This window comes from Enterobacter cloacae complex sp. 2024EL-00227 (assembly GCF_043945315.1).
Classification (GTDB): Bacteria; Pseudomonadota; Gammaproteobacteria; order Enterobacterales; family Enterobacteriaceae; genus Enterobacter; species Enterobacter roggenkampii.
Window position 1 is genome coordinate 48,159 of record NZ_JBIMQP010000010.1, and the last position, 21,823, is coordinate 69,981.

Here is a 21,823-nt window from a genome sequence, read left to right on the forward strand (position 1 = left end):
GATGAAAGGCCGCCTGCTGGATGCTATCCCGCTCAACAGCCTGACGGGCGTGGGCGCGGCGCAAAGCAGTAAGTTGGCCAAAATTGGCCTGCACACCGTGCAGGATCTCCTGCTTCACCTCCCCCTGCGTTATGAAGACCGCACCCAGCTTTATAAGATTGGCGATCTCCTTCCTGCCATTTACGCCACCGTTGAAGGCGAAGTCCTGAACTGCAACATCACCTTCGGCGGACGCCGGATGATGACCTGCCAGATCAGCGACGGCACCGGCATTCTCACCATGCGTTTCTTCAACTTCAGCGCGGCGATGAAAAACAGCCTGGCGACAGGCCGCAGGGTGCTGGCCTATGGCGAAGCCAAACGCGGGAAGTACGGCGCAGAGATGATCCACCCCGAGTACCGCGTGCAGGGCGATCTCAGCACGCCGGAACTGCAGGAGACGCTCACCCCGGTTTACCCGACGACCGAAGGCATCAAGCAGGCGACGCTGCGTAAGCTCACCGATCAGGCGCTGGAGCTGCTGGATACCTGCGCCATTACCGAGCTGCTGCCACCCGAGCTGGCGCAGGGCATGATGAGCCTGCCCGAGGCGCTGCGAACCCTGCACCGTCCGCCGCCCACGCTGCAGCTCAGCGATTTAGAAAGCGGCAAACACCCCGCCCAACAGCGTCTTATCCTTGAGGAATTGCTGGCGCATAACCTGAGCATGCTGGCGCTTCGTGCGGGCGCGCAGCGTTTCCACGCTCAGCCTTTAAGCCAGAATGATGCACTCAAAGATAAGCTGCTGGCCTCTCTGCCGTTTAAACCCACCGGCGCGCAGGCGCGCGTCACCGCCGAGATTGAACGCGATATGGCGCTCGACGTGCCGATGATGCGCCTGGTACAGGGCGATGTAGGCTCCGGTAAAACGCTGGTTGCCGCCCTTGCAGCCCTGCGCGCCATTGCCCACGGTAAACAGGTCGCGTTAATGGCGCCGACCGAGCTGCTGGCGGAACAACACGCCAACAATTTCCGCGCCTGGTTCGCGCCGCTGGGGATTGAAGTAGGCTGGCTGGCAGGAAAACAAAAGGGCAAAGCGCGCCTTGCGCAGCAGGAAGCCATCGCCAGCGGGCAGGTGCAGATGATTGTCGGCACGCACGCTATCTTCCAGGAGCAGGTGCAGTTCAACGGCCTTGCGCTGGTGATTATCGATGAACAGCACCGCTTCGGCGTGCATCAGCGTCTGGCGCTGTGGGAAAAGGGACTGCAGCAGGGCTTCCACCCGCATCAGCTGATCATGACCGCCACGCCGATCCCGCGCACGCTCGCGATGACGGCTTACGCCGATCTGGATACCTCCACCATCGACGAACTCCCCCCGGGCCGTACGCCAGTCACGACGGTTGCCATTCCTGACACGCGTCGCAGCGATATCATCGACCGCGTGCGCAACGCCTGCACCCACGAAGGGCGTCAGGCCTACTGGGTTTGTACCCTGATTGAAGAGTCGGAACTGCTGGAAGCGCAGGCTGCCGAAGCCACGTGGGAAGAGTTAAAGCTCGCCCTGCCGGAGCTAAACGTGGGTCTGGTTCACGGACGCATGAAGCCCGCTGAAAAGCAGGCGGTGATGCAGTCGTTCAAACAGGGCGAGCTGCATTTGCTGGTCGCGACCACGGTCATCGAAGTGGGCGTGGATGTGCCGAACTCCAGCCTGATGATTATCGAAAACCCGGAGCGCCTTGGCCTTGCCCAGCTCCACCAGCTTCGCGGGCGCGTCGGCCGTGGCGCGGTAGCGTCCCACTGCGTCCTGCTCTACAAAGCGCCGCTCTCGAAAACCGCCCAGATGCGTTTGCAGGTGCTGCGCGACAGCAACGACGGTTTTGTGATTGCGCAAAAAGACCTGGAGATCCGCGGACCCGGTGAACTGCTGGGCACGCGTCAGACGGGGAATGCGGAATTCAAAGTCGCGGATTTACTGCGCGATCAGGCCATGATCCCCGAGGTTCAGCGCCTCGCCCGCCACATTCATGAACGCTACCCCGAGCAGGCGGCAGCGTTAATTGAGCGCTGGATGCCGGAAACCGAACGCTATTCCAACGCCTGATTTCAGGCGAACATCGGCAGCATCAGGTACAGCTTAATCACCAGCGCGTTGACGATATCAATAAAGAACGCCCCGACCATCGGCACCACCAGAAACGCCATGTGCGATGGCCCAAACCGTTCGGTGATCGCCTGCATGTTGGCGATAGCCGTTGGGGTTGCCCCCAGACCAAAACCGCAGTGACCCGCCGCCAGCACCGCCGCATCGTAGTTTTTGCCCATCATGCGCCAGGTGACAAACATGGCGTACAGCGCCATAAACAGGGCCTGCACCGCCAGAATCGCCACCATCGGCAGCGCCAGGGAGGCCAGCTCCCACAGCTTGAGGCTCATCAGCGCCATCGCCAGGAACAGCGACAGGCAGACGTTGCCAAGCACCGACACCGCCCGTTCAAACACGCGGTAGAAGCCCATCAGCGCCAGGCCGTTGCTCAGAATCACCCCGATAAACAGCACGCAGACAAACGTCGGCAGCTCAAACGCGGAGCCCGCCAGCCATTGCGCAACCACTTTGCCCACGGTGAGGCAGATGGCGATCATCGCGATGGTTTCAATCAGCACCAGCGAGGTAATACTGCGCCCAACGTCAGGCTTTTCAAAGGCGGTCGGTACCAGCTCGTCGTCCGGCCTGCCGTCCGGCGTGGTGGAGTGCTTCACCAGATAGCGCGCCACCGGGCCGCCAATCAGGCCACCCAGCACCAGGCCAAAGGTGGCACAGGCCATCGCCACTTCCGTTGCATTTTCAAAACCGTAGCGCTCAACGAACAATTTACTCCACGCCGCCCCGGTACCGTGACCGCCTGACAGCGTAATCGACCCCGCCAGCAGCCCCATCAGCGGGTCCAGCCCCAGCAAGGTCGCCATGCCGATGCCAATCGCGTTTTGCATCAGCAGCAGCCCCACCACCACAATCAAAAATACGCCGAGCACCTTACCGCCCGCCCGCAGGCTTGCCAGGTTGGCGTTCAGGCCGATGGTGGCAAAGAAGGCCAGCATCAGCGGGTCTTTCAGGGACATGTCAAAATCGATTTCCCAGCCCATGCTTTTTTTGAGCACCAGCAGGGCCAGTGCCACCAGCAGGCCGCCAGCGACAGGTTCAGGAATGGTGTATTTTTTCAGAAGGGAAACGCTATGTACCAGCTTACGGCCAAGCAGTAACACCAGCGTTGCGGCAACAAGGGTCGACAACGTATCGAGATGAATCATAGAAGGCTCCTTTTTTGCGCGTGTTCCATACACACGCGGCGTTATCCTGGGCCGGTTAGCGCTCTTCATGAGCTTCCGGCGCAAAAAGTGTAATTTTTTTTCCTCATCGGATGTAGAAAACCTGCTCACAGCGGCAGATTTTCTTGTCTTTTTTTGCTGGCAATCGTTTGCTTTTACCAGGTGGTCAGATAAAATGCCCGCTTTTCCACCGTGGGATTGCCGCCGATGTCCGTTAACACCATAGAGTCGCCTGATGCGCAACCGATTGCGCAGAAGCAAAATAGCGAACTGATTTACCGCCTTGAAGACCGCCCGCCGCTGCCGCAGACGCTTTTCGCCGCCTGCCAGCATCTTCTGGCGATGTTTGTTGCGGTGATCACCCCGGCGCTGCTGATCTGTCAGGCGCTCGGTTTACCGGCGCAGGACACGCAGCACATTATCAGCATGTCTCTCTTCGCCTCCGGCGTGGCCTCGATTATCCAGATTAAAGCGTGGGGTCCGGTGGGGTCGGGTTTACTGTCGATTCAGGGCACCAGCTTTAACTTTGTGGCGCCGCTGATCATGGGCGGTACGGCCCTGAAAACCGGCGGTGCGGATGTCCCGACCATGATGGCGGCGCTGTTCGGCACGCTGATGCTGGCCAGCTGTACGGAGATGGTGATCTCCCGCGTTCTGCATCTGGCTCGCCGCGTTATCACCCCGCTGGTTTCCGGCGTCGTCGTGATGATTATCGGCCTGTCGCTGATTCAGGTGGGCCTCACCTCCATCGGCGGCGGCTATGCCGCGATGAGCGACCACACCTTCGGCGCGCCAAAAAACCTGCTGCTGGCGGGCGTGGTGCTGGCCATCATTATTCTGCTTAACCGCCAGCGTAACCCATACCTGCGCGTCGCCTCGCTGGTGATCGCCATGGCGGCAGGCTACCTGCTGGCGTGGGCGCTGGGCATGCTGCCGGAGAACACCGCGCCAGCCAACAGCGCGCTGATCACTGTCCCTACGCCGCTGTATTACGGTCTGGGCATTGACTGGGGCCTGCTCCTGCCGCTGATGCTGGTCTTTATGATCACCTCTCTGGAGACCATCGGCGACATCACCGCCACCTCCGACGTCTCCGAGCAGCCCGTTTCCGGCCCGCTGTACATGAAGCGCCTGAAAGGCGGCGTGCTGGCGAACGGTCTGAATTCGTTTGTCTCTGCGGTCTTCAATACCTTCCCGAACTCCTGCTTCGGTCAGAACAACGGCGTGATCCAGCTGACCGGCGTGGCCAGCCGCTATGTCGGCTTCGTGGTGGCGCTGATGCTGATCGTCCTCGGCCTGTTCCCGGCGGTGAGCGGCTTTGTGCAGCACATCCCTGAGCCGGTGCTGGGCGGTGCAACGCTGGTGATGTTCGGGACGATCGCGGCCTCCGGCGTGCGTATCGTCTCCCGCGAGCCGCTGAACCGCCGCGCAATCATGATTATTGCGCTGTCGCTGGCCGTCGGTCTGGGCGTTTCTCAGCAGCCGCTGATCCTGCAGTTTGCCCCGGACTGGGTGAAAAACCTGCTCTCTTCCGGCATTGCCGCGGGCGGTATCACCGCTATCGTGCTGAACCTCGTTTTCCCGCCTGAAAAGAACTGATCCCCTTCACGGCAGGCAGTCAATGTCTGCCGTGACATCTATTTACACCATTCCCGCCTTGAGGATTGCGCATAAATCGTGCATAACTCCCTTATGTGCGTTTTGCGGGATGGAAGACCATGAAATTTATTGGAAAGCTACTCGTCTATCTTCTGGTAGCCCTGCTCATTGTGATACTGGCGCTCTATATTCTGCTCCAGACCCGCTGGGGCGCGACTCAGGTCAGCAGCTGGGTAACGGTGAATACCGACTACGAGCTCAGTTTCGACAAGATGAATCACCGCTTTTCGTCACCATCCCACATCATTCTGGAAAACGTCACCTTCGGCCGGGACGGTAAACCCGCCACGCTGGTGGCCAAAAAAGTGGATATCGGCCTCAGCAGCCGCCAGATAACCGATCCGCTGCACGTGGACACCATCACCCTGTTCGACGGCACGTTGAATCTCTCCCCGCAGACCGCGCCGCTGCCCTTCCAGGCGGATCGCCTGCAGCTGAACAATATGGCCTTTAACAGCCCGAATACCGAATGGGATCTGAGCGCGCAGAAGGTGACGGGCGGCGTCAGCCCATGGCAGCCGGAAGCGGGCAACGTGCTGGGTAATCACGCGCAGATCCAGATGAGCGCAGGCTCGCTGACCCTCAACGGCGTACCGGCCACCAACGTGCTGATCGAGGGCCAGCTTAACGGCAAGGAAGTGGTGCTGAATACGATTGGCGCCGATATGGCCCGGGGCTCGCTCACCGGCTCGGCCCTGCGCAACGCCGACGGGAGCTGGATTATCGACACGATGCGCCTGAACGAGATCCGCCTGCAGAGCGATAAAACGCTGACGGCGTTCTTCGCACCGCTCGCCACTATCCCCTCTCTGCAGATTGGTCGTCTGGACGTGACCGACGCCCGGCTTCAGGGCCCGGACTGGGCGGTGACCGACCTCGATTTAAGCCTGCGCAACCTGACGCTGAGCAAAGGTGACTGGCAGAGCCAGGAAGGCCGCCTGTCGATGAACGCCAGCGAGTTTATCTACGGCTCGCTGCATCTTTTTGATCCGATCCTGAATGCGGAGTTTTCCCCGCAGGGCATGGCGCTGCGCCAGTTCACCTCCCGCTGGGAAGGCGGCATGGTGCGCACGTCCGGTAACTGGCTGCGCGACGGTAAAGCGCTGGTGCTGGACGATGTCGCCATTGCCGGGCTGGAGTATACCCTGCCGCAGAACTGGAAAACGCTGTGGATGGCGCCTCTGCCGGAATGGCTGAACAGCGTCACGCTGCAAAAATTTGGCCTGAGCCGCAACCTGGTGATCGACATCGATCCCGCCTTCCCGTGGCAGATCACCTCGCTGGACGGCTATGGCGCAAACCTGCAGCTGGTGAAAGATCGCCAGTGGGGCGTCTGGGGCGGCAGCGCAACCCTGAACGGCGCGGCGGCGACCTTTAACCGCGTGGACGTGCGCCGTCCGTCGCTGGCGCTGAATGCTAACGCCGCGACGGTGAACATTACCGACCTGAGCGCGTTTACCGAGAAAGGTATTCTGGAAGCCACGGCGACCGTTTCCCAGCTGCCGCAGCGGCAGACCGCGGTGAGCCTGAACGGGCGCGGCGTTCCGCTCAGCGTGCTGCAGCAGTGGGGCTGGCCTGCTTTGCCGATCACGGGCGACGGCAATATTCAGCTCACCGCCAGCGGCAGCGTGCAGGCCAGTGCGCCGCTGAAGCCAACGGTGAATGGGAAGCTGAGCGCGGTGAATATGGATAAGCAGCAGGTAGAGCAGACGATGACGGGCGGCGTGGTGTCGGCGATGGCGCCGGCACAGTAAAAAGCCGGTTGGCGGCTTCGCCTTACCCGGCCTACGAGGTTTTGGTTACCTCTCCCTGTGGGAGAGGGCATCAGACCGCATAATTACCGTAGGCCCGGTAAGCGAAGCGCCACCGGGCATTTTCCACCTCAGAGCTGAACCACCACCTCATTCCCTTCGGCTTTCACCACCACGCCCCACTCGCTGCCCGCGTGCGAGCCGCCCTTCACGCCGCGCACTTTCTGCACGTTGCGCAAACACACCGACCAGTTTTGCGCGTCTCCCGCGCCGGTAAAGGTCACGATGTCGCCCCGACGTGACGCCTTCAGCGTAAACGCCACCGCGCCGTTCGCCGCAGGCACTTCGCTTACCGCCGTTGCGCCATCGTCCAGGTTAAACAGCTGAAAGGCTGTCCCCTCGTGCCACGCGTAGTTCGGCTTCTGGTTATTGTTGCCCAGCGCCAGCAGCGTGTTGTCGCGCACGTAGACCGGCAGGCTCATGAAATCGTGCTGCTGCTTATGCCAGCGGCTGCCCTGAATTTCGTCGTTGTGCCACAGGTGCGTCCAGCGCCCTTCCGGCAGATAAAACTGCACGTCACCCGCCTCGGAGAATACCGGTGCCACCATCATTGAATCCCCCAGCATGTACTGACGGTCAAGGTAATCGCAGGCCGGATCGTCCGGGAACTCCAGCATCATCGCCCGCAGCATCGGCGTGCCGAACTCGCGGGCCAGCGCCGCCTGACGGTACAAGTACGGCATCAGCTGACACTTCAGCTGGGTGAAGTGGCGCACCACGTCGCAGGACTCGTCATCGTACGCCCACGGCACGCGGTAGGATTTGCTGCCGTGCAGGCGGCTGTGGCTGGAAAACAGCCCGAACGCGCACCAGCGCTTGTAGACGTGCGCCGGGGCGGTGTTTTCGAACCCGCCGATATCGTGGCTCCAGAACCCGAAGCCGGACAGGCCAATCGACAGCCCACCGCGCAGGCTTTCGGCCATCGACTCATAGTTGGCGTAGCAGTCGCCGCCCCAGTGTACCGGGAACTGTTGCGCACCCACGGACGCCGAGCGGGCAAACAGCACCGCCTCTTCTTCACCCACCGTCTCTTTCAGCACGTTCCACACCAGCTCGTTGTAGATGTAGGCGTAATGGTTGTGCATCTTCTGCGGATCGGAACCGTCGAACCACTGGACGTCGGTCGGGATGCGCTCGCCGAAGTCGGTCTTGAAGCAGTCAACGCCGATATCCACCAGCCCTTTCAGCTTGTCGGCATACCACCGGCACGCATCCGGGTTGGTGAAGTCGTAAATCGCCAGCCCCGGCTGCCATTTGTCCCACTGCCACAGGGAGCCGTCCGGACGCTTGAGCAAATAGCCCCTCTCTTTCAGCTCCCGGAAGATCGGGGATTTCTGGCCGATATACGGGTTAATCCACACGCAGACCTTCAGCCCTTTCTCCTTCAGGCGGCGGATCATCCCTTCAGGGTCCGGGAAGGTCACCGGATCCCACTCGAAGTCGCACCACTGGAAGGCCTTCATCCAGAAGCAGTCGAAGTGGAAGACGTGCAGCGGCAGGTCGCGCTCGGCCATACCGTCGATAAAGCTGTTCACCGTGGCTTCGTCGTAGTTGGTGGTGAACGAGGTGGTGAGCCACAGGCCGAACGACCAGGCAGGCGGCAGCGCCGGACGCCCGGTGAAGCGGGTATAGCGGTTCAGCACTTCTTTCGGCGTCGGGCCGTCGATAACGAAGTACTCAAGATATTCGCCTTCCACGCTGAACTGCACCTTAGAGACTTTCTCGGAGCCCACTTCAAACGAGACGTTTTCCGGGTGATTCACCAGCACGCCGTAGCCGCGGTTGGTCAGGTAGAACGGGATGTTTTTATAGGACTGCTCGGTGCTGGTGCCGCCGTCGCGGTTCCAGGTCTCGACCGTCTGGCCGTTGCGCACCAGGGCGGTAAAGCGCTCGCCCAGGCCGTAGACCGTTTCCCCCACGCCCAGATCCAGACGTTCGAACACGTAATTGCGGTGGGTATTGCTGTCCTGCACGTAGCCGTTGTTTTTCAGCTGGCTGCCGGTAATGCGCTGGCCGTTGCGCAGGAAATCCAGCGCCCAAAACTCGCCTTTGGTGACGCGCACGCTGACGCTGCCGCTTTTCAGCTCAGCAAAATCGGCGTTGTTTTCAATCTCTACCTTCACGTCTTTCAGAACGTTCAGCGGATAGTGCGGGCCGTTGTTAAGCGCGCCCTGGAAGTGCTCGATGCGCACCCCCACAATCCCTTCCTGTGGAGCAAACAGGCGCACCGTGAACATCAACGTGTCGAGCTGCCAGGTGCGTTCGCGCACGTCACGCGGCGCAACAAACACCACCAGGTCATTCCCCTGCTGCTCCACGTCAAACACCTGCACCGGATACGTCACGTTCAGGCCCGGTTGAATAAGCCAGTTTCCATCACTGATTTTCATGCTTTCGTCCTCTTAGTTCTGCAATTCTTTGCTGACCGACAGGTTTTCAAACTCCTGCTGATTGCGGCGTGCGCCCCGCGCCAGCTCGCCCAGGATTTTGGTCAGGAAGGGGGTTTTCAGCGTGTAGTAGCGTTTGGCGATGATGGCGCTCAGCACGTAGCAGACCGCCGGGGCCAGGGTAAACAGGCCGATAATGATGCTGATGGTCGCGCTGTTCTGGGTTTTGGCCGCCGCATCGTAGCCGCCGCCTGCCAGCATCCAGCCGATCATCGCTCCGCCCAGCGCCAAGCCGAGCTTCAGCACGAACAGCGTGCCCGCAAAGCTGATGCCGGTCAGGCGCTTGCCGTTAGTCCATTCACCGTAGTCGACGGTATCGGACATCATGACCCACTGGATCGGCGTCACCAGCTGGTGCAGCACGCCGATGACGAAGATAAAGGCGAACATCACCACGGTGGCATGCATCGGGACGAAGAACATCGCCACGCTGACCACCGCCAGCGCGGCGTTGGTCCACCAGAAAATGCTGACCTTGCACTTCCAGTCGGTGAGCGGTTTCGCCAGCGCGGAGCCAATCAAGTTGCCGACGCAGTAGGTGGTCAGGAACGCGACGAACACTTCCGGCGAGCCCATGATCCAGGTGCAGTAGTACATCATCGCGCCGCCGCGCACGCAGACGGCGAGGATGTTGAGGATGGTCAGCACGCCGACGATGCGCCACTGGTCGTTGTGCCAGATGTCGCGCAGGTCTTCCCGTATGGAGGTGGTGCTCGGCGGCACCTGGATGCGCTCTTTGGTGGTGAAGAAGCAGAACGCCAGCATCAGGAACGCGACCACCGACAGCACGGCAATCCCGCCCTGGAAGCCGAACGCCTTATCGTCGCCGCCAATCAGCTTCACCAGCGGCATCATCAGCACCGTGGAGAGCATGCCGCCCGCCGTCGCCAGCACAAAGCGCCAGGACTGAAGGGAGATACGCTGCGTCGGGTCACTGGTGATCACGCCGCCCAGCGCGCAGTAAGGAATGTTGACCACGGTATAGAGCAGGGTCAGCAGGGTGTAGGTAACGGCGGCGTAAACCATTTTGCCGTTAAGGCTGAGGTCCGGCGTGGTGTAGGCCAGCACGCAGACGATGCCGAACGGGATCGCGCCGAACAAAATCCACGGGCGGAACTTGCCCCAGCGGCTGCGGGTGCGGTCGGCAATCAGCCCCATGCACGGGTCGGAGATCGCATCCAGCGCGCGGGCCAGCAGGAACATGGTGCCGACGAACCCGGCGGGAATGCCGAAAATGTCGGTGTAGAAAAACATCATGTACAACATGACGTTATCAAAAATGATGTGGCTGGCGGCGTCTCCCATGCCGTAGCCAATCTTCTCTTTTACTGACAATACTTCGCTCATCTTTTTTTATCCTTCACGCTATAGGGGGCGCTGAGACCGGTTACAGTGTTTTTAAACCATTGTTTCTTGAGCGGGTATTGCGTTTTCTGGTTAGCAGATTACGTTTCTTGTTTTTTGTGATCGCGGTAAATACTGGAGAGCACGAAAGGTTAACCTGAGGATTTTCTTAAGAATTAACTGAAACAGGGGGGTGCAGGTCAAAAGAGAGGTGAAAAAAGTGGTGTGGGGTATGTGGTAAATGCCTGAAAGTAGCTATAATGCGCCCCGCCTCCATGTAGCAATGCAGGCGCGGAAGATCGTCATCTCCGGTGAGGTGGCTGGACTTCAAATCCAGTTGGGGACGCCAGCGTTCCCGGGCAGGTTCGACTCCTGTGATCTTCCGCCAATGACTCACTCTTTTTAGAAATCTTTTTTTTCTTTACTGATAAAAAAGGAAGAGATTTCTCTCCTCCCTTTCCCATTACTTTAATGTGGCAATGAACGCCAATGCGCACACACATGCTCAAAACGACCTAAACGAAAACGGACGTAAGCGCAAACACGAACAATTTTTGAACGATTCATCAAAATCTCCCAAGTATGTTAGGGAGGGATCTCTGGATAAAATGGTGCTAAAAGAGTATAATTTTTTAGCTTTAGAATTATGCTCCGGGATGGAGACCTCCCGTATAGCATCCTCACTAAGGTGTTCCACCACCTTTAGTGACTAGCACCACAGTAGCTGTTATCGTTCCACCGGTAACGGCTATTTTTCTTTTCGGACTCCTTTAAACGGAGTTTTGTCTGCCTTCACATCCATAAAACGCCCAGTTTCTGTATCACGCTTGACCCAATGCCCGCTTGGAGTTTGACACTGGCTACGCTCACGTACAGCACCGATTCGCTTGCCATCACCGTATGGTTTATTAACTGCCATTTTCATTTCCTCAAAATACTGACTTTTTGCCAGCTTTTAGGATTATACCCTGGATCATCGAAGGATCAAGCAGAAGTGAGATCATTTTGATCGCACCCATGGCATCAATCTGATCTTTGCTCTATCATAGACACCATATGTAGTAGATTGCTAGCATAACACATTCTACGGAGGGTAGCATGAATCCGATATCAACTTTTATACCGCACGATAGTGATCGGCTGAGATACATTGAATTTTCCTTAATATATAAAGGTGAGGTGTCCCGCTCTTCATTAATGGAGGCCTTCAATATAAAAGAAGCATCAGCCACAAGAGATATTAATAAATATAATGAGATTACTGAAGGTAAAAACAGTTACTTCGATTCAAAAACAAAAAAACATATTATAAATGATGAGATCTTTTCTCCATATTATAACTTAAGCGATATTGATGTCCTTTGCTGGATAAAATCTGAAAAAATAGAAAAAACAGATATTAATTATATTTATAGATGTCAGCGTCTTAATATACCTAGTAAAGAAGCATTTTCTCCAATAACTAGAGCTATTACACAAAAAAAGAAAGTAGAGATTGAGTATCTTTCTGTTACGAGTGGAAAATCAAAAAGAATTATTACCCCCCATAGTCTGTTCGATGATGGCTTAAAAATATATGTGCGAGCTTATGATAGTAAATATAAGAAGTTCATTAGTCTCTCCCCATCTCGAATAACTAAAGCTAACTTATTGAATGTTATGGCTGGAAAAGGTGAAACCATAGGTGATGACATTGAGTGGAATAATATTCTTGAACTAGAAATAGTTCCACACCCAAGAATAAAATTCAAAGATACGATCGAATATGAATACAGAATGATTAGGGGCTCTTTAATTGTGAAAGTACGAGAAGCGACGGCAGGATTCTATCTAAGAGCATGGAACGTTGACTGTTCTTTTGATGCAATATTAAATCCTGAGATCTACCAATTGCATCTAAAAAATCATGCTCAATATGCTAAAAAAGATTTCATGTTTCTGGCTCCTACAGAATGAATTAGGTTTTAACTAGCCTAAAGGTTTTATTCCTTTCGCACGCAAAGCCTCCCTCGCCAGTTCCTTCAACCAACTGGCGAGACTCACCCCTTCCTCAGCCGCCACAGCATCCAACTGCTCCTTCAATGCCGGATCAATACGCATCTTAAACTGCGGAGTCTGCCCGCCGCCTTTTGTTTTTTTCGCGCGATATAATCGACATAAGGTCACCTAAACCCCCCTGTATTAGCAACGCCTCGATGTGCGGGAACACAACCGGAGCGTCAAACCTCACCAACTATCAAAGAGTTGATTATGGCTGATTCGCATTCTACCCCAGACACCGACCAATCCGGAACCGAGCGTTCGTTAATTGTGGGATACCGCCCGAATGTTTTCGACAAATCCACGCCGAAAATCATCCTTTCCGGCAAGTGGCTGCGCGCGGCGGGTTTTGATACCGGACAGCAGGTCACGGTAAAGGTCATGAAAGGATGCATCGTTCTGGTGGCGTATAACGAGCAGGAGCAGCGTTTGCAGGACGATTATAAACGGACGAAGGCAAAGCTCATTGAGATAGAGGACGTGCTTGCGGCGATTCAAACTCCGCGTCCTGGAAAGCGGCTCGCAAACGTGAGTGCAAACCACCGAGCTTAACGTTGAGAATATGGAGGCGGCATTACTGATAATGATGTCATCCATTATCCGGCAGGAGAAAATGATTAACATTCTACTATCCGGAAATCCCGGATAGTTCGCCTGAAGGGAAACATCAGGTTTTCAGAAAGATAGTTAACCATAACGGGTACCGCTCTCCCGGGGCGCCCAGTTTCACCAGGAACCCTCAAACGCCCCAGTAATACCAGATCAAAAGGTTCGTCACGAACGAACGCCAGCCTCACTCTCCAGCATGAATGAGAAAACGCTGGAAAGCGCCTCGCAATTTCTTAATTGCACGATCCGTTTGAAATCCCCTCTTTGTCATACTCCTGCCACTAACAGCTTGGCTGTCGATGACTGCCATTGCATTTATTAACTACAGCTTATATTCTGTTTATAAGCTACAGCTTATCATGGACGAAAGCATGTGGACGGTTCGGTTCGGAAAGGTGTTCGAGTAGTGGTTGTTTGAACAAGAAGAAGGATTACAGGATAAGGTACTGGCAAACCTGCTAAATCTGCAACACTATGGGCCACGTCTTCCTCGTCCCTATGCAGATACGGTTAAAGGCTCACGGTATAAGCATATGAAAGAATTATGTATTCAATATGCTGGTCGTCCTGTTCGTGCTTTCTTCGCATTTGATCCTGTACGTCAGGCCATTGTGCTTTGCGCGGGCGATAAGAGTAACGACAAAACCTTTTATGAAAAAATGATTCGCATCGCAGATGCCGAATTTTCCCTTCATCTGACAAGCCAAGAGGCAGCCAAGTGAAAACCTTAAATGAAGTGATTGCGTCACGTTCACCGGAAAGCCAACAACGTATTAAAGAGATGGCAGAGGAAATGATCCTCGAAACGGGTCTGCAACTTTTACGCGAAGAGCTCAGGCTTTCGCAAAAAAAAGTTGCTGACCTGATGGGGGTGAGCCAGCCCGCAGTAACTCAGATAGAGCAACGTGGAAATGAACTAAAAATTGCCACGCTTAAGCGTTACATCGAGGCAATGGGTGGGAAACTCTGTATCGACGTTGAACTTCCCACAGGAAAACGCGTTGCATTTCATATCTAACAAGCGTGATTCCTGCGTTAAGTGAATATTCACTTAGCCAACCGCAAATGCAGCAACGGAAACGGATTCTCTTGCCCGTCCACTTCCGAGCGTCCGACCTGCTCAAACCCCATATGGCGATAAAATCCCACGCCCTGCGGATTCTGCTCATTAACATCCACTTCGTTCGCGCCAAACTCGGCGATGGCGTACTGCAGCAGCAATTTCCCGACGCCCTTCCCCCGGCTCGCATCGTCAACAAACAGCATTTCAATGCGGTTTTCATCCACGCCTAAAAAGCCGTGAATAACGCCTGCGTCATCGCGGGCCATCACGACGGTGAGGTTTGGCAAATACGCGTTGAGCAATAGCGGGCGCAGCGCCGCAATATCGCTTTCCTGTAAAAAGTGATGGGTGGCGCGGACGGAGGATTCCCAGATCGCGACCAGACGCTCGAAGTGTGTGGGGAGTGCGGTTTCAATTTTCATGGGGGAGATCATGATTGGAAAATCCTACTAATGCAAATCACGCTATGCGGCCTGTTCCCCCTCACCCTAACCCTCTCCCACAGGGAGAGGGAACTGACCGTGCGGTTTTTCATCCCCTACCCTGATCTCCATCACCGCATACACCCCGTCCTTCGGCACCACCACGGTGACGTTTTCCACCGGCACGCCCGCCGCGAGGTGGATGTCCTGCAGCTGCTGTAACGACCTCGGGTGAATATCCTCCCAGCCGATACCGCGCAGCACAAAGTCAATCTGCGGGCTGCTGGTGAGCATGTTCGACACAATCACCGCCCCGCCGGGTTTGACCAGCCGCAGCGCGCGCTGGAGAAAAATCACCGCGTCGGTATCATTGAAGTATTCGAAAATCCCCAGCGCGTCGACCAGTTCGGCCTGATGCTCCCCCAGCTCCAGCAGCAGGTCCTCGTTACGCACCAGCGTATGGAGCAGGTTACGCCTGAGCAGCGTCAGCTGTTCGCCCACCACAATGCCTTCCTGCGCCGCCATGGTTTCCGCCCAGCTCAGCGCTACGGGGTCTTTGTCCACCAGGATGAGATACACCTGCTGACCGTCGAGCTTTGCTTCGCGCAGCGCCTCCAGCACCGGAATGGCGGCGCCGCTCGCGAGACTGACCCAGTTGTTCTCGCTTTCATTATGAATGTACTTATCCACCAGCGCGGCCAGCACCCGGGCGCGGGAGCGCACGCCAATCGCATCGTTAGCGTGGATAAACCACTGGCGGCTGTCGCTGTCCATTTTTGTGCCGTCGGGCAGGCGGTCCTCCAGCGGGTTTTGCACCACAAACAGCGCCAGCGCGGAGGGGACCAGCCGGGTGCGCCACGCGGTGAGGGCCGGGCGGTTACGGAAGGCCTGTTCGGAATAGCGGTTCTGGGTGACAAGCACGGCCTGCCCGCCCTCGTCGTATTCCACCCGCGGCGGACGGAGCGCTGGCTCGGCTTTCAGGGCGCGGTCAAGGGAGGCGATCTCACGGGCAGCATCGTCTTTCATCGGCCACTGGTCGCTGACGTCGGGAAATGACGCGCTGAAAATCGTCATATTTTCCGGCGCATCGCCGCGAAAAGGCTGCCAGTTCATGTCGTCTTCTCCCCGTTAGGCTTTTAACGGAAGTCTATCCAGGCCAGCCAGTAATGCCCCAGGAAGAAAGCACGATTTTTATTGCTTCACCCACACCAGCTGGTCAACCCGGAAGCCCAGACTGCGCGCGGTGTTCAGGTAATCCTGCTTCACCGCATCCGGGATGGTCGGCGTGCGCGACAGGATCCACAGGTAATCGCGGTTCGGGCCGCTGACCAGCGCGTACTGGTACTTGTCATCCAGTCTGATCACGTTATAGCCGCCGTAGAACGGGCCGAAGAAGGAGACCTTCAGCGCGGCCGTGGTCGGTTCGCCGGTAAAGTACGCTTTCCCCTCGCTCTCGTTCCACTTATTCTTCACCGGATCGTAGCCCCGGTTAAGCACGCTGATACCGCCGTCGCTGCGCTTGCCGTAGGTCGCCGTCACCTGCTCCAGGCCGCGTTCGAAGCGGTTTTCCAGACGGGCGACTTCGTACCATTTGCCGAGATAGCGGCTGGCTTCGAAGTTGGTAATAGGCTGCACGCCTTTCGGCGGCGTGGGGGATTTACAGGCGACCAGCGTCAAAGCAATCGCAACACCGGTCACAACAGGCCATAGCTTCATGAGAATTCCTTTCATTTGCACGGTTGGATGTTAAGTGTAGTGCACCGTTTCGGCGCTTCATCCCGTTCGGGAAAATTCGTAGTATATTGAGAGTATTCCTCCACTCTGGACACGGACATGGCTTACTCCATCGGCGAATTCGCCAGACTCAGCGGCATCACCGCCACCACCCTGCGGGCGTGGCAGCGTCGCTATGGTTTACTCAAGCCACAGCGCACGGAAGGCGGCCATCGCCAGTACAGCGATGAGGACGTCCAGCAGGCGCTCAAAATCCTCGACTGGGTAAAAAAAGGTGTCCCGATCGGCCAGGTCAAACCGCTGCTGGAACGCCCGACGCCGGGCCGAACCAACAACTGGCAAACCCTGCAGCAGAACATGCTGCAACGCCTGCAGGACGGCAAAGTCGAGTCCCTGCGCCAGATGATTTACGACGCCGGACGCGAGTACCCAAGACCCGAACTGGTCGCGAACGTGCTGCGCCCGCTGCGCCGCCAGGTCTCAGCTAACGTGGCCGCCGCCATGACCCTGCGCGCGATCCTCGACGGCATCATCATCGCCTATACCTCGTTTTGCCTCGAAGGCGATAAAAAAGCGCCGGGCGATAACATTCTGCTTAGCGGCTGGCACCTGAACGACCCGTGCGAGATCTGGCTCGAAGCCCTAACGCGCACCGGGCAGGGCCACCGCATCGACATTCTGCCAGTTCCGCCAGACGCCCTGGCTCCGGACATTTTCCCGGAGCGAAAATGGCTGCTGGTCACCAGCGGTAAACTCACCGCCGGGCGGAAAAAGCAGGTGGAGCAGTGGCAGCAGCAGGTATCGCTTGAAGTGATTATCCTCTGATCATTTTCTCCTGCGGGAATCTTCACGAAAAGTTGAATATTTTCCCGCGCCGCAAATGCTAACGTTTTCCTGTGACGAATAACTCCACAGGAAAACACCATGAAAAAAACTGCCCCTCTGCTGATCCTGGCCTCAATGGCCTTTGCCCCTGCCGCCTTTAGCGCCCCTGCCGGTACGCTGAGCGTCCACATTCTCGACCAGCAAACCGGGATGCCGCCATCAGACGTGAGCGTTACGCTGGAGAAGCAGCAGCAGGACAAATGGACCCCGATTGCCAGCGGTAAAACCGACCATGACGGACGCATCAAATCGCTCTATCCGCAGGATCAGGACATGCAGCCTGGCGTGTATAAAGTGACCTTCAAAACCGCAGAGTACTTCCACGGCAAAAAGCTGGACTCCTTCTTCCCGGAGATCCCGGTGCTGTTTACCGTGACGCGCACCAACGAGAAGCTGCACATCCCACTTCTGCTGAGCCAGTACGGTTACTCGACCTATAAGGGCAGCTAAGACGCATTGATTCTAAAGGAATAAAAAAAATAGTTCCGCGAATACTTGGACAAATTAGTCATGTTGTATAAGTTTTAATTATATGAACGGGAGGACCACACCATGACAACGAAACCTGTGCTCGGTATTAGCGGATGTTTGACCGGATCCGCCGTTCGCTTTGACGGCGGACACAAGCGTATGAGCTTCGTCATGGATGAGCTGGCCCAGTGGGTGAACTTCAGGCCCGTCTGTCCGGAAATGGCCATCGGCCTGCCGACGCCTCGCCCTGCGCTGCGTTTGATTATGACTACCAGCGGTGAAACGCAGATGCGCTTTAGCCACGCGCCTCACGAAGACGTTACGCAGAAAATGGCGGACTTTACGGCAGATTTTTTGCCGAAAATCGGCGATCTCGCCGGGTTTATCGTCTGCGCTAAATCTCCAAGCTGCGGCATGGAACGCGTGCGCCTGTATGATGAAAACGGCAACCGGGGCCGCAAGGAGGGGGTCGGGCTGTTCACCGCCGCCCTCCTTGAAACCTGGCCGTGGCTGCCCGTGGAAGAGGACGGACGCCTGCACGATCCGGTGCTGCGGGAAAACTTTGTCGAACGTGTTTTTGCCCTGCACGAACTGAACACGCTGCGTAAAAATGGCCTCACGCGCCGCGCGCTGCTGGACTTCCACAGCCGTTACAAACTCCAGCTGCTGGCGCACCATCAGGCGGGTTACCGTGAAATCGGCCCGTTCGTTGCCTCGCTGCACGAGTGGGAAGACCTGGACGCCTTCTTTGTGGCGTACCGGGAAAAGCTGATGACCATCCTAAAAAAACCCGCTTCGCGGAAGAATCACACCAACGTGCTGATGCATATTCAGGGGTATTTTCGTAACCAGCTGAACACCCGCCAGCGCGGCGAACTGCGCGACGTGATCCTGCATTATCGCAACGGACAGTTGCCTATCCTCGCCCCGATCACGCTGCTGAAGCACTACCTGGCCGAATACCCCGACCGGTATCTGATGACGCAAAACTACTTTGATCCCTATCCTGATGATTTGGGTCTGCGTCTGGCAGTCAAGTGATGAAAAAAATGCGAAGGCCCCATTGACCCGTAGAGGCCCAAAGCAGTACCCCGTTTAGACGACATCCTCACTGTCGTCTCTTTTTTGCATTTCATCTCAAAGACTGTGATTATATACAGGCTTATTCTGCGAAAGGGGCCTGCCTGTGATCCACACCCTGCACATTCAAAACTACCGCTCCATCCGCGAGATGTCGCTGGAGCTGGAGCAGCTCAATATCGTCTTTGGGCCGAACGGTACCGGAAAATCCAATATCTACAAGGCGATACACCTGATGCACAGCGCCGCGCAAGGGCAGTTTTCCCAGGCGCTGGCGAACGAGGGCGGCATTCTGAAGGTGTTCTGGGCAGGTAAAACCCGTAGCGACCAGCTGCGGCGGATGAACCTCGCGGTGGAAACAGAGAGCTACGAATACGAGCTGCAGGTCGGGTTTGTGGAGAAGCTGCCCTATCCCTCGCAGTTTCAGCTCGATCCGGTGATCAAAGAAGAATCTCTCTGGCTGAGCGGCCAGCACCGCCGCCCCTCGTCGCAGCTGATGAAGCGTAAGAACCAGGCGGTGTTTCTGAACAACGTGCATCACGAGAAGGTGACCCACAGCGGCACGCTGTACGAGAACGAATCGGTATTCGGACAGCTCGACGAACCGCATCTTTACCCGGAAGTGTCGCAGATGCGCGAGTCCCTGCGTAACTGGCGCTTTTATCATGAGTTTTCTGTATCAATCGGCTCGGCGATGCGCGCCCCGCAGGTCGGTTTCCGCTCCCCGGTGCTGGCCAGCGACGGCGCTAACCTGGCGGCCGCGTTTCAGACCATCGTCGAAATTGGCGACGAGCTGCTGCTGATGCGCATCCTCGATCAGGCCTTCCCCGGCTGCGTGTTTTACAGCGACAACACCGGCGGACGTTTTCGCATGATGATGCAGCGCGAGGGGCTGAGCAGACCGCTGGAACCGGCGGAGTTCTCCGACGGCACCCTGCGCTTTCTGTGCCTGGCGGTGGCGCTGTTAAGCCCGCGTCCGCCTGCGTTTATCGCGTTGAACGAACCGGAAAACAGCCTGCACCCGCAGATGCTGCCCGCGCTGGCGAGCTTAATCGCCGAGGCCAGCCGCTACTCGCAGATCTGGCTCACCAGCCACTCGCCGGAGCTGGCGACGTTGATTGAGAAGCAGCGATCGTTTTCGCTGTATCAGCTGTCGATGACGGAGGGGGAGACGCGGGTGGAGAGGCTGGGGTAGTCTCAATGGGCACGGAGGCTGTTTTTTCGCATCTCGCTTCAGTGAAGCATGCCAATAAAGAACCCCAGATACCCGGCCCTGCTTAACCATATAAAGGGGCTGGTAAGGCCGGAGCGCCGGATATTAATCAACTCTCTCATGGGGGCCAGGCCATCATTTTTGATAACGACATTTTTTGCACAATAGCGGCAATGCATAATCAGAAATAAAATTCCGGCGATCGCAAAACCAATATAACTTTCGCGACTTCCCCAAAAATGGGTGCTTAATTTTAAATAGGTTAATCCCCAGATACTGACTAGAAAGACGATAAATGAAGATGCTGCGATGTTCATGTCTCGCTTACTACCCAGACCAAAAAAAAGCGCATCAAAGAAAAACATCGTGGTAAGAGGTGACTGAACGCTTCTTCCCGTCATTTTACTAAAACGGACAAACACGACAGTTCCGATGAAAAATGCGAAAAGCGCAACTCCTAATAGCAGATAAATCATTTAATTAGTCCTTTTTGAAGGGCCAGGATATGAGGTCGGGACTGTTAGAGCCGTTAGGTTTTGAGAGAAATGGCTCAGCAAATACTGTAAAAAACTTTCTTCAATCCTGCTTAGTGCGATATTTTATACTAACCAAAATCAATTAAGCGATTATTTTTGCTCATCTGCGTCCTGCTTTTTCAGTTTAGACAGAAGCTGATATATCTCGGCCTCAGCCTTCTCACTTGCGTATTTTGCAGTGAAGGTTGTGATATCCTTATCACCCAAAAACCGATTATCAACAACAACCAAGTCCTATAATTTGTATTTTTTCATTTCAGTTTTCCCCTGGCAAAATCTTCGCCTTCTTTTCCTGCTCTCTCAGATAGATAGCCACCTACTGTAGCACCTGCTATTACTGGTAATTGGTTTACGGTGCCACAACGCTATCTTGTCCCGAGCCGAAATGCATCGGTTGGAAATAGTGGCTGCAAAATCATACTTTCATTAAAAATGAACATTTTTGGTGACAACGCCGCGACATCATAAATATTTTCAAGCACTAATCTCAAATTAGTTCTGAATAAAGGTATATTTGCATCGTCTGCAATGACATAAACATCTTCATTTTTTAACCTGGATTGACAGAGTAACTCATCACTGGTTTCAAAGTCTCTAAAGCTTAATTCAGACCAAGAAATGTTTCCGCTAACAAAGGGGTATCCTTCCAGAATAGCAGTTACTCTCGCATCTTCTTCTTTATCAATAATAGTGAAATCAGCACTAAGAGCTTCACTACACTCTTCAAATAAAGTCATAAGATCTACCTGTTCAATTGTTTCAATATAGTCTTAAAGGCGTTTTCATTATCCTCAAATGATATCACTTTCTTAACACCTTTCCTGTCCCTTGCTATAATCCAATCTATTAATATGGGTGCCTTTTACAGAATCATAATCGACTCGCCAACCGACCACCCGCTGCAAAAACTTCCGCCGTTCCATGCATAATGCGCTATTTTTACGCAGCAAGTAGATAGTCCCAAAGCAAACAGCCCGGCGATATAATCCAGAGAATTATTCTCAACAACAACTCTTTCCTATGCGGATTCTTGTCTCTACCCGCTTTTCCCTTGTACTTTCGGTGAGCGACAATTGCTTTCACCTACTATACTGTCGGTCCGGGAATATTTTTCCCTGACACGTTTTTCGTCTGCACTTACTAAGAATTTTTTGCAGATTGTGAGGTATTTTAAAAATGCTCCCGACGTTGGTGTTAGAAGCA

General features: G+C 55.5%; 21 protein-coding genes and 1 tRNA gene. 12 read left to right on the forward strand and 10 right to left on the reverse strand.

Annotated features, from left to right (window positions below):
- The first annotated feature begins 1 nt into the window (after position 1).
- On the forward strand, positions 2-2,083 hold the full coding sequence (gene recG, locus ACHH0Z_RS17470) for an ATP-dependent DNA helicase RecG (RefSeq protein ID WP_045406916.1): 2,082 nt from the start codon (positions 2-4) through the stop codon (positions 2,081-2,083).
- A gap of 2 nt (positions 2,084-2,085) precedes the next feature.
- Here recG and gltS read toward each other — a convergent pair whose 3' ends face one another.
- Positions 2,086-3,288 (reverse strand): sodium/glutamate symporter, encoded by a 1,203-nt coding sequence (gltS, locus tag ACHH0Z_RS17475; protein ID WP_008502669.1) that lies wholly within the window; start codon positions 3,286-3,288, stop codon positions 2,086-2,088.
- A 225-nt stretch (positions 3,289-3,513) separates the two neighbouring features.
- Here gltS and xanP point away from each other — a divergent pair, with 225 nt between their 5' ends.
- Complete coding sequence (xanP, locus tag ACHH0Z_RS17480; RefSeq protein ID WP_008502668.1) at positions 3,514-4,905, forward strand: xanthine/proton symporter XanP; 1,392 nt, start codon at positions 3,514-3,516, stop codon at positions 4,903-4,905.
- Positions 4,906-5,024: 119 nt separating this feature from the next.
- Positions 5,025-6,719, forward strand: a complete 1,695-nt coding sequence (locus tag ACHH0Z_RS17485; protein ID WP_045406915.1) for an AsmA family protein — start codon at positions 5,025-5,027, stop codon at positions 6,717-6,719.
- A 128-nt stretch (positions 6,720-6,847) separates the two neighbouring features.
- On the opposite strand, the gene yicI is transcribed toward ACHH0Z_RS17485, so the two are convergent.
- Both yicI and ACHH0Z_RS17495 read right to left on the reverse strand, forming a co-directional pair.
- On the reverse strand, positions 6,848-9,166 hold the full coding sequence (gene yicI / locus ACHH0Z_RS17490) for an alpha-xylosidase (protein WP_045406913.1): 2,319 nt from the start codon (positions 9,164-9,166) through the stop codon (positions 6,848-6,850).
- Between the two features lie 12 nt (positions 9,167-9,178).
- Positions 9,179-10,570 carry a glycoside-pentoside-hexuronide family transporter gene (locus ACHH0Z_RS17495; protein ID WP_045406906.1) on the reverse strand — a complete coding sequence of 464 codons (1,392 nt, stop codon included), beginning with the start codon at positions 10,568-10,570 and terminating at the stop codon, positions 9,179-9,181.
- A 290-nt stretch (positions 10,571-10,860) separates the two neighbouring features.
- Here ACHH0Z_RS17495 and ACHH0Z_RS17500 point away from each other — a divergent pair.
- Positions 10,861-10,955, forward strand: a tRNA-Sec gene (locus ACHH0Z_RS17500).
- Positions 10,956-11,315: 360 nt separating this feature from the next.
- Here the strand turns inward: ACHH0Z_RS17500 and ACHH0Z_RS17505 are convergent.
- The gene (locus ACHH0Z_RS17505; RefSeq protein WP_164725120.1) at positions 11,316-11,486 is read right to left on the reverse strand and encodes a hypothetical protein; all 171 of its coding nucleotides are present in this window, start codon (positions 11,484-11,486) and stop codon (positions 11,316-11,318) included.
- 179 nt (positions 11,487-11,665) lie between these two features.
- Between ACHH0Z_RS17505 and ACHH0Z_RS17510 the strand changes: the two genes are divergently transcribed.
- Positions 11,666-12,523, forward strand: a complete 858-nt coding sequence (locus ACHH0Z_RS17510) for a WYL domain-containing protein (protein WP_045406904.1) — start codon at positions 11,666-11,668, stop codon at positions 12,521-12,523.
- A 12-nt stretch (positions 12,524-12,535) separates the two neighbouring features.
- On the opposite strand, the gene ACHH0Z_RS17515 is transcribed toward ACHH0Z_RS17510, so the two are convergent.
- Positions 12,536-12,733: a toxin-antitoxin system HicB family antitoxin gene (locus tag ACHH0Z_RS17515; RefSeq protein ID WP_045352823.1), complete on the reverse strand. Its 198-nt coding sequence runs from the start codon at positions 12,731-12,733 to the stop codon at positions 12,536-12,538.
- 84 nt (positions 12,734-12,817) lie between these two features.
- Here ACHH0Z_RS17515 and ACHH0Z_RS17520 point away from each other — a divergent pair, with 84 nt between their 5' ends.
- The 3 genes from ACHH0Z_RS17520 (at position 12,818) to ACHH0Z_RS17530 (ending at position 14,234) form a co-directional block, all read left to right on the forward strand.
- Positions 12,818-13,159, forward strand: coding sequence for a SymE family type I addiction module toxin (locus ACHH0Z_RS17520; protein ID WP_045406896.1), 342 nt, complete (start codon positions 12,818-12,820; stop codon positions 13,157-13,159).
- 467 nt (positions 13,160-13,626) lie between these two features.
- Entirely contained in the window at positions 13,627-13,938 is a 312-nt protein-coding gene (locus tag ACHH0Z_RS17525; protein WP_239519699.1) for a type II toxin-antitoxin system RelE/ParE family toxin, read from the forward strand.
- Positions 13,935-14,234 (forward strand): helix-turn-helix domain-containing protein, encoded by a 300-nt coding sequence (locus tag ACHH0Z_RS17530; protein WP_045352829.1) that lies wholly within the window; start codon positions 13,935-13,937, stop codon positions 14,232-14,234. The genes ACHH0Z_RS17525 and ACHH0Z_RS17530 overlap by 4 nt, the downstream gene beginning before the upstream one ends.
- Positions 14,235-14,263: 29 nt before the next feature.
- Here ACHH0Z_RS17530 and ACHH0Z_RS17535 read toward each other — a convergent pair whose 3' ends face one another.
- The 3 genes from ACHH0Z_RS17535 to ACHH0Z_RS17545 form a co-directional block, all read right to left on the reverse strand.
- Positions 14,264-14,701 carry an acetyltransferase gene (locus tag ACHH0Z_RS17535; RefSeq protein WP_045406894.1) on the reverse strand — a complete coding sequence of 146 codons (438 nt, stop codon included), beginning with the start codon at positions 14,699-14,701 and terminating at the stop codon, positions 14,264-14,266.
- Between the two features lie 66 nt (positions 14,702-14,767).
- Positions 14,768-15,814 carry a class I SAM-dependent methyltransferase gene (locus ACHH0Z_RS17540; protein ID WP_045406891.1) on the reverse strand — a complete coding sequence of 349 codons (1,047 nt, stop codon included), beginning with the start codon at positions 15,812-15,814 and terminating at the stop codon, positions 14,768-14,770.
- Between the two features lie 78 nt (positions 15,815-15,892).
- The gene (locus ACHH0Z_RS17545) at positions 15,893-16,417 is read right to left on the reverse strand and encodes a lipocalin family protein (RefSeq protein WP_008500115.1); all 525 of its coding nucleotides are present in this window, start codon (positions 16,415-16,417) and stop codon (positions 15,893-15,895) included.
- Between the two features lie 117 nt (positions 16,418-16,534).
- Here ACHH0Z_RS17545 and ACHH0Z_RS17550 point away from each other — a divergent pair, with 117 nt between their 5' ends.
- The 4 genes from ACHH0Z_RS17550 to ACHH0Z_RS17565 all read left to right on the forward strand — a co-directional run bounded on the left by ACHH0Z_RS17550 (position 16,535) and on the right by ACHH0Z_RS17565 (position 20,066).
- Positions 16,535-17,260, forward strand: a complete 726-nt coding sequence (locus ACHH0Z_RS17550; protein ID WP_008500116.1) for a MerR family transcriptional regulator — start codon at positions 16,535-16,537, stop codon at positions 17,258-17,260.
- A gap of 99 nt (positions 17,261-17,359) precedes the next feature.
- A complete protein-coding gene (uraH, locus tag ACHH0Z_RS17555; protein WP_008500117.1) occupies positions 17,360-17,770 on the forward strand; it encodes a hydroxyisourate hydrolase in 411 nt (136 codons plus the stop codon).
- A gap of 102 nt (positions 17,771-17,872) precedes the next feature.
- Positions 17,873-18,832 (forward strand): DUF523 and DUF1722 domain-containing protein, encoded by a 960-nt coding sequence (locus tag ACHH0Z_RS17560; RefSeq protein WP_008500118.1) that lies wholly within the window; start codon positions 17,873-17,875, stop codon positions 18,830-18,832.
- 145 nt (positions 18,833-18,977) lie between these two features.
- Entirely contained in the window at positions 18,978-20,066 is a 1,089-nt protein-coding gene (locus ACHH0Z_RS17565; RefSeq protein WP_045406889.1) for an AAA family ATPase, read from the forward strand.
- A gap of 38 nt (positions 20,067-20,104) precedes the next feature.
- Here ACHH0Z_RS17565 and ACHH0Z_RS17570 read toward each other — a convergent pair whose 3' ends face one another.
- Both ACHH0Z_RS17570 and ACHH0Z_RS17575 read right to left on the reverse strand, forming a co-directional pair.
- Complete coding sequence (locus ACHH0Z_RS17570; RefSeq protein WP_023326413.1) at positions 20,105-20,560, reverse strand: hypothetical protein; 456 nt, start codon at positions 20,558-20,560, stop codon at positions 20,105-20,107.
- A 425-nt stretch (positions 20,561-20,985) separates the two neighbouring features.
- On the reverse strand, positions 20,986-21,357 hold the full coding sequence (locus ACHH0Z_RS17575) for a hypothetical protein (RefSeq protein ID WP_023326412.1): 372 nt from the start codon (positions 21,355-21,357) through the stop codon (positions 20,986-20,988).
- Positions 21,358-21,823: the final 466 nt, after the last annotated feature.

Bases quoted from the DNA above. Each gene is read 5' to 3' on its own strand.
- recG (WP_045406916.1), top strand. From the start codon at position 2: ATGAAAGGCCGCCTGCTGGATGCTATCCCGCTCAACAGCCTGACGGGC.
- gltS (WP_008502669.1), bottom strand. From the start codon at position 3,288: ATGATTCATCTCGATACGTTGTCGACCCTTGTTGCCGCAACGCTGGTG.
- xanP (WP_008502668.1), top strand. From the start codon at position 3,514: ATGTCCGTTAACACCATAGAGTCGCCTGATGCGCAACCGATTGCGCAG.
- ACHH0Z_RS17485 (WP_045406915.1), top strand. From the start codon at position 5,025: ATGAAATTTATTGGAAAGCTACTCGTCTATCTTCTGGTAGCCCTGCTC.
- yicI (WP_045406913.1), bottom strand. From the start codon at position 9,166: ATGAAAATCAGTGATGGAAACTGGCTTATTCAACCGGGCCTGAACGTG.
- ACHH0Z_RS17495 (WP_045406906.1), bottom strand. From the start codon at position 10,570: ATGAGCGAAGTATTGTCAGTAAAAGAGAAGATTGGCTACGGCATGGGA.
- ACHH0Z_RS17505 (WP_164725120.1), bottom strand. From the start codon at position 11,486: ATGGCAGTTAATAAACCATACGGTGATGGCAAGCGAATCGGTGCTGTA.
- ACHH0Z_RS17510 (WP_045406904.1), top strand. From the start codon at position 11,666: ATGAATCCGATATCAACTTTTATACCGCACGATAGTGATCGGCTGAGA.
- ACHH0Z_RS17520 (WP_045406896.1), top strand. From the start codon at position 12,818: ATGGCTGATTCGCATTCTACCCCAGACACCGACCAATCCGGAACCGAG.
- ACHH0Z_RS17535 (WP_045406894.1), bottom strand. From the start codon at position 14,701: ATGAAAATTGAAACCGCACTCCCCACACACTTCGAGCGTCTGGTCGCG.
- ACHH0Z_RS17540 (WP_045406891.1), bottom strand. From the start codon at position 15,814: ATGAACTGGCAGCCTTTTCGCGGCGATGCGCCGGAAAATATGACGATT.
- ACHH0Z_RS17545 (WP_008500115.1), bottom strand. From the start codon at position 16,417: ATGAAGCTATGGCCTGTTGTGACCGGTGTTGCGATTGCTTTGACGCTG.
- ACHH0Z_RS17550 (WP_008500116.1), top strand. From the start codon at position 16,535: ATGGCTTACTCCATCGGCGAATTCGCCAGACTCAGCGGCATCACCGCC.
- uraH (WP_008500117.1), top strand. From the start codon at position 17,360: ATGAAAAAAACTGCCCCTCTGCTGATCCTGGCCTCAATGGCCTTTGCC.
- ACHH0Z_RS17560 (WP_008500118.1), top strand. From the start codon at position 17,873: ATGACAACGAAACCTGTGCTCGGTATTAGCGGATGTTTGACCGGATCC.
- ACHH0Z_RS17570 (WP_023326413.1), bottom strand. From the start codon at position 20,560: ATGATTTATCTGCTATTAGGAGTTGCGCTTTTCGCATTTTTCATCGGA.
- ACHH0Z_RS17575 (WP_023326412.1), bottom strand. From the start codon at position 21,357: ATGACTTTATTTGAAGAGTGTAGTGAAGCTCTTAGTGCTGATTTCACT.